The 5,792-nt window shown below is 59.2% G+C and carries 6 protein-coding genes; 3 read left to right on the top strand and 3 right to left on the bottom strand.

What is annotated here, in order from left to right:
• A partial coding sequence (locus IQ254_RS29250) for a phospholipid carrier-dependent glycosyltransferase (protein ID WP_193969673.1) occupies positions 1-1,201 on the top strand: 1,201 nt, incomplete at its 5' end.
• 26 nt (positions 1,202-1,227) lie between these two features.
• On the opposite strand, the gene IQ254_RS29245 is transcribed toward IQ254_RS29250, so the two are convergent.
• From IQ254_RS29245 to IQ254_RS29235, 3 genes are all read right to left on the bottom strand, one after another.
• Entirely contained in the window at positions 1,228-2,163 is a 936-nt protein-coding gene (locus tag IQ254_RS29245) for an META domain-containing protein (RefSeq protein ID WP_193969672.1), read from the bottom strand.
• Positions 2,164-2,283: 120 nt separating this feature from the next.
• Positions 2,284-2,862: a Uma2 family endonuclease gene (locus IQ254_RS29240; RefSeq protein ID WP_193969671.1), complete on the bottom strand. Its 579-nt coding sequence runs from the start codon at positions 2,860-2,862 to the stop codon at positions 2,284-2,286.
• 146 nt (positions 2,863-3,008) lie between these two features.
• Positions 3,009-3,662, bottom strand: a complete 654-nt coding sequence (locus IQ254_RS29235) for a riboflavin synthase (protein WP_193969670.1) — start codon at positions 3,660-3,662, stop codon at positions 3,009-3,011.
• Between the two features lie 303 nt (positions 3,663-3,965).
• Here IQ254_RS29235 and IQ254_RS29230 point away from each other — a divergent pair, with 303 nt between their 5' ends.
• Entirely contained in the window at positions 3,966-4,487 is a 522-nt protein-coding gene (locus tag IQ254_RS29230; protein ID WP_193969669.1) for a bifunctional nuclease family protein, read from the top strand.
• A 30-nt stretch (positions 4,488-4,517) separates the two neighbouring features.
• Positions 4,518-5,645, top strand: coding sequence for an aldo/keto reductase (locus IQ254_RS29225; RefSeq protein ID WP_193969668.1), 1,128 nt, complete (start codon positions 4,518-4,520; stop codon positions 5,643-5,645).
• Positions 5,646-5,792 lie beyond the last annotated feature (147 nt).

The raw sequence follows: 5,792 nt of genomic DNA, 5'->3' as shown, positions 1-5,792 counted from the left end.
GGGCAAATATTTCATCGCCCTCGGTATCTGGCTCGGTCAGTGGCCCGCCGCTGGGCTGCACTGGCCCACCCTGGAGGTAGAGGAGACACTGGTCAGCCCCCTGGCCTTTCGCTGGCTGAATGCTGGGGTGGGAGCGACAATTCCGGTGCTGCTGGCGGCCCTGGCCTTTGCCCTCAGCGCTGGACACAGCCCCCAACGGCGACACCGGTTTGCCCTGCTAGCGGGGGTGCTCATGGCCATGGAAGGGCTAACCCTAGTGGAGTCGCGCCTGGCGTTGATCAACATCTACGGTCTGGCCCTAGGGCTGCTGGGCCAGTGGGCCTGGCTGCGGGCCAGCCAATCTCAACACCCGACCCGCTGGCGGTTGGTAGCAGGCATCGCCCTGGGGGCCACCATCAACGTCAAGTGGAACTGGGCCGGGTTCTGGCTCGGGCTGCTGCTGTGGGAATGTGCAACGAAACTGAATATGAAGCACCTGCTTCAAAACAGGTATCCCGTAGGGGCACAGCATGCTGTGCCCCTACTCAGGCAGATGACTAACTGGGTTTTGATTCCTGCTGGCACCTACATCCTGCTGTGGCTGCCCCACCTGGCCATGGCCGGGGAGTCACTACTGGGGGTGCACCAGCAGATGTTGGCGGCCCACCAATCCATTGGTGCGGGGCCTGGTCACCCCTACTGCTCGCCCTGGTATAGCTGGCCGCTGATGCTGCGCCCGGTGGCCTATTTTTTTGAACGAGGGGAAGGCACTGCAACGGCAATCCACGCCATGGGAAATCCGGTGCTGTGGTGGCTCTCCACGGCGGCGGTGCTGGCCCTGGCGCTAGGCTGGCTGGGGCGACGGATTGCAGTTGATACCCTATCCCAACAAATACCCGGTAGGGGCACAGCATGCTGTGCCCCTACGCCATGCCCGGTGGTGGGGTTCATTTTGTTGAACTACCTGACCAACTGGCTGCCCTGGGCGCTGGTGGGTCGCTGCACGTTTTTGTATCACGCCATGGGCATTGCCACCTTTGGCACCCTGGGTCTGGCCTGGCTGATGGCCCAGTGGTGCGAAAATCCGCGTCACCGGCTGTTGGCTCTGGGGCTGCTGGGGGCGATCGCCCTCAGCTTCTGGTTTTGGCTGCCCTTATACCTGGGTGTGCCCCTCTCAACCGAGTCACTGCAGCAGCGCTGGCTGCTGCCGGGGTGGATATAGTCGGGGCACTTCTAATCGGTTTCGGATTAGGAATCTGTCGAAGTCTCCCCAGCAGCTTCAGCCGCATTGAAACGGGCCACGGTAGCACCGTCGTCGGTGCTCAGAATGAGCGTGCTGCCTTCGATGGTGAAGACATCCGCCATCTCTAGCGCCTGCAGATAGGCTGTTTCCTGGGCCATCACGCCATCGGGCTGGGCGCAAAACTTGCGAGTTCTCATCCCTGGCCCAATATTGATGGCATCTGCGGTCACCGTATAGCTAGCGCCGTAGTTATTACAGCCAGCGAATCCGCTCAGACGGCCATTGCCGTCAAAGGTGGCGGTGATAGTACTGTCCGTCAGGGTAGACACCACCGCCTCTCGACCGTTGTTGTAGGCTATCAGCTGCCAGAGGGTGCCGGTCAGGGCGGGGGAGACAGCTCTGTCAAAGGTGAGCAGCACATTGCCTTCGGCGTCATAGAGCTGCAGAGTATCGGCGGCGATCCCATAGCCCTCGACCTGCTCCAACGCGCCCATAAAGACCTGCTCCTGGGCCATAAACTCCTCGGGGCAGGCCATCAGAGTCGAGCCCCCCGGCTGAATTGTCAGGGCATCAACCTCGAGGCTGTAGGTGCCGAAGAAGCGATTGCAGGTGGCGTTACCGCTGACCTGGCCGTCGCTAAAACGAATGGAGGCGTCCTGGTCGAACGTCTGAACAGCAATGGTGTCTCCGGCGTCGTTGGTATAGCTAGTGAGATACCAGAGCGTGTTTTCGAGCGGGGCTACATGGTCAGTGGGCATAGTCTCGGAGTGCGGAAGTTGGGGCTGGGCGTTGACCTCGGGGGCGATCAGACTTGGTAGGGGCATGGGGGTAGGCGAGGGTGGTCGGGCCTGGGCGAGGGTGACCGACCCAGGGACGATCGCGGCTCCTAAGGCGATGGCGATCGCGAGTTGGATGGGGCGATGAACCTTGAATGTCTGCATAGATAAACCTCACACCTGGTCGAAGGGTTGATGACGCGCGATCGGCTCGATGCGATCGCCTAGAATCACCTTACTGAGGCAGACTAGAAAAGTATCCCTGGTTACGGTTCTGGTAACGTCCTAGGGGCTCATCACCCCTTGGTAGAGATCGTCAAGGGCCAGCTCAACGGGTATCGAAGCGAGCTGTACACGGGCCTCTAAACCGCTGTATTCAGTAAATAGCCACTGATGCTCGAATTGCTTCACATACTGTTCTACGTGGGGCCTATGTTGATCGATGAGCAAATACTCTTGCAGCGATGGCAGGGTGCGATAGGCTTCAAACTTGTCGCCCCGGTCATATTTTTCTGTGGAGTCTGATAACACTTCTGCCAGCAGTAACGGATTAGTGACCGTATCGTTTCTACCAGGTTTTAGCTCTACTGGGTCAGCGATCACCATACCATCAGGGTAGGTGTAGAAATCCGTCGCTGGAATCCACAGACGTTGATCGGTAATAAATAGACTGTAGGGTTTGCCCCGCAGGGCATACCAGATTAGAGCATTGAGCGCACTGGCAATTTTGTTGTGCTCAGGGGTTCCCCCGGTCATCGCTACGATGTCTCCGTGACGATATTCATGGCGAGTACCAGACTCTACCTCCAGCGCCAGATACTGCTCTGCGGTATAGGGTTTGGTTTGGCTAGCAGCTAGGGTCATGGCGGGTTGGGTGCAATGAGGGCTCAGACGCTACTCTCAGTTTAGGGATAGGGTGCTGAGGGTTTTAGGGTTGCTCTGCAAAGATTTCTGCCAGAGTCGCTGTGGAGATGTTGGCCTGGCGGTGGCGCCAGTCACCCATTCTATGCTCAGTACCCATGTTCTGCCAAAAACTCTAGCGAGAGGCTATCGCTGGTCGGGGCTTCGCCCGCCATAAACTTCTCCACATACTTGCCCAACACGTCGCCCTCCAGGTTCACGGCCTGGCCGGGGCGCAGGCATTGCAGCGTGGTTTCGTGGTAAGTCACCGGAATCACCGCCACGGCGAACCAGTTGCCGCTGGGGCTACAGTCGGCCACTGTCAGGCTAATGCCATTGACGGCGATGCTGCCCTTGGGGACAATGTAGCGGGCCACGCGGCGATCGCCCACGGTAAAGCTCAGCCGCCAGGAGTCGGCAGTGGCGGTGGCGGCTTCTAAATGCCCCTGGCCATCGATGTGGCCCGTGACAAAGTGGCCGCCAATTTTGCTGCCCACCCGCAGCGACGACTCTAGATTGACTCGGCTGCCATCGGGTAGGTTGCCCAGACTGGTGCGATCCAGCGTTTCGGGCGACACCGCCGCCACAAAGCCGTCGGGCAAAATCGTCTCCACCGTCAGGCAGATACCGTCTACGGCGATACTGTCACCCAGTTCTACATCGCTCAGCGTTGGGGGCAGCGGCATTGTCTCCCAGCGCAGATAGACCTGGGTATCGCCCTGGTGAAAGAGCGTGCCCACTGTTTGAATCAGTCCTGTAAACATGGTCGCAACCTTAAGCAAATTCCCAGGAAAACAGCGGCCTACCTAGGTATGATCAGGGCATACTGCAAGCAAGACCTAATCAATAATTTTTTCCTTTAGGTTAGCCCAAATTAGAGCAGTCCCTAGATAAGCTTAGATAGGGTCTGGTGGATCGACCCTACTCATCCGCCTGGGTCGCCCCCTCAGGCTGCTATCTGCGGCCCACCCAGTATCTAGACAGCCCGTTACACTGGTGGGGTATCGTTTCCGGGCCGACGAAGACCGCTAGAGCACGCCAGTCAATGGATCCAAGAGGCCAAGCCAATGATTGAAATGAGAGTCGCCGGGATTGCCCTGGATGCGATGTCGCGCACTCCGGTGATTTTGCTGCGCGACACCACCGATCGCCGTCAGCTGCCCATTTACATCGGCTCCGATCAGGCAAAATCGATCATGGCGGTGCTAGAAAATCAGCCCGCGCCGCGTCCCCTAACCCACGATCTGTTTGTCAACCTGCTCGACGAGTGGGATATGACCCTGGAGCGCGTCGTCATCCACTCCCTACAAGACAGTACCTACTATGCCCTGCTCACCCTCAGCCGGGGTGAACTGCGGCGCGAACTCGACGCTCGACCCAGCGATGCGATCGCCATTGCCCTGCGTCTTGATGCCCCCATCTGGGTGATGGAAGAGGTGATTGCCGAAGCGTCGATTCCCGTCGATCGCGACGCCGACGAGGCAGAGAATCAGGCCTTTCAGGCATTTTTGGCCAACCTCAACCCCTCGGACTTCATTCAGCGGGGCCAATCGTCTACCAGCAACGACACCCTGGAGAGTTCTGAGTAAACGAGGACTGGGCCAGGTTTCGGTGGCGCTATGGACTATCGGCGGTTTGGTCGCACCAACCTCAGCCTCTCGGTGCTATCGCTGGGCACTATGCGGGCTCTTGCCTCTGAGCAGGTTTTTGGCCGCACGCTCCAGGCGGGTTTAGCTCTGGGCATCAACCATATCGAAACCGCCCAAGGCTACGGTGCTAGCGAGCGCTGGCTGGGTCGGTTTCTCAAAACGGCTGACCTGCCAGCCAACTTAGTCGTTACCACTAAAATTACGCCCCAGCCCGATGCCGAGACGATGGCCCAGCACATCGAAGCATCGCTGGAACGACTGGGTCTTGACGTCATTCACTGCCTCGCTATCCACGGCCTCAACACCCCAGAGCACCTGGCCTGGGTGAGCGATCCCCAGGGCTGTATGGCGGCGGTGCGGCGGTTCCAGACCGAGGGCAAGATTGGCCATGTGGGTTTTTCGACCCACGGCAGCCAGGAGGTGATTGCCGGGGCGATCGCCACCGACCAGTTCGATTTTGTCAACTTGCACTACTACTATTTCTTTCAGCACCATGCCCCGATGCTGGATTTGGCAGCAGAACGAGATATGGGGATCTTTATCATTTCCCCTGGTGACAAAGGGGGCATGCTCTACAGCCCGCCCGATCGCCTGGCCGATCTCTGCGCCCCGTTTACCCCGCTGGAGTTGACCTACCGCTGGCTGCTCAGCGATCGCCGCATTACCACCCTCAGCACTGGCCCGGCCACGCCCGAGGAACTGTCCCCACTACAGGATTTGGCCGATCAAACCCAACCCCTCAGCTCTGAGGAACTTGCCGCGCTAGAACGGCTCTCGGTTCAGGCAGCGGCTGCCTTGGGTAGCGATCGCTGCGCCCAGTGCTACGACTGCCTGCCCTGCCCCGAGGCCATTCACATTCCCGAGGTGCTGCGTCTACGAAATCTGGCCGTGGCCTACGACATGCAGGCCTTTGGCACCTACCGCTACCGCATGTTTGAAAATGCGGGCCACTGGTTCCCCGGCCGCAAGGCCAATCGCTGCACCGACTGCGGCGACTGCCTGCCCCGCTGCCCTGAGAACCTCGATATCCCCACCCTGCTGCGTGACACCCACGATCGCCTGCAAGGCCCCGCCCGCCGTCGCCTTTGGGATGATTGATAGCCGCTGTCAATTACACAGGTGCCGTTGGCGTCGATATCTTGGTTACCCGCCTACCCTGGCCAGGGGAATCAAGAAGCCGGGTTGCTATACCTTTCTCTTATACACATTTGACGCTGCCGACGATAAGGATACTTGGAATCTCGG

Origin of the sequence: Nodosilinea sp. LEGE 07088, from assembly GCF_015207395.1 — a bacterium.
Classification (GTDB): domain Bacteria; phylum Cyanobacteriota; class Cyanobacteriia; order Phormidesmidales; family Phormidesmidaceae; genus Nodosilinea.
This window is presented reverse-complemented; position numbering and strand designations above follow the sequence as displayed.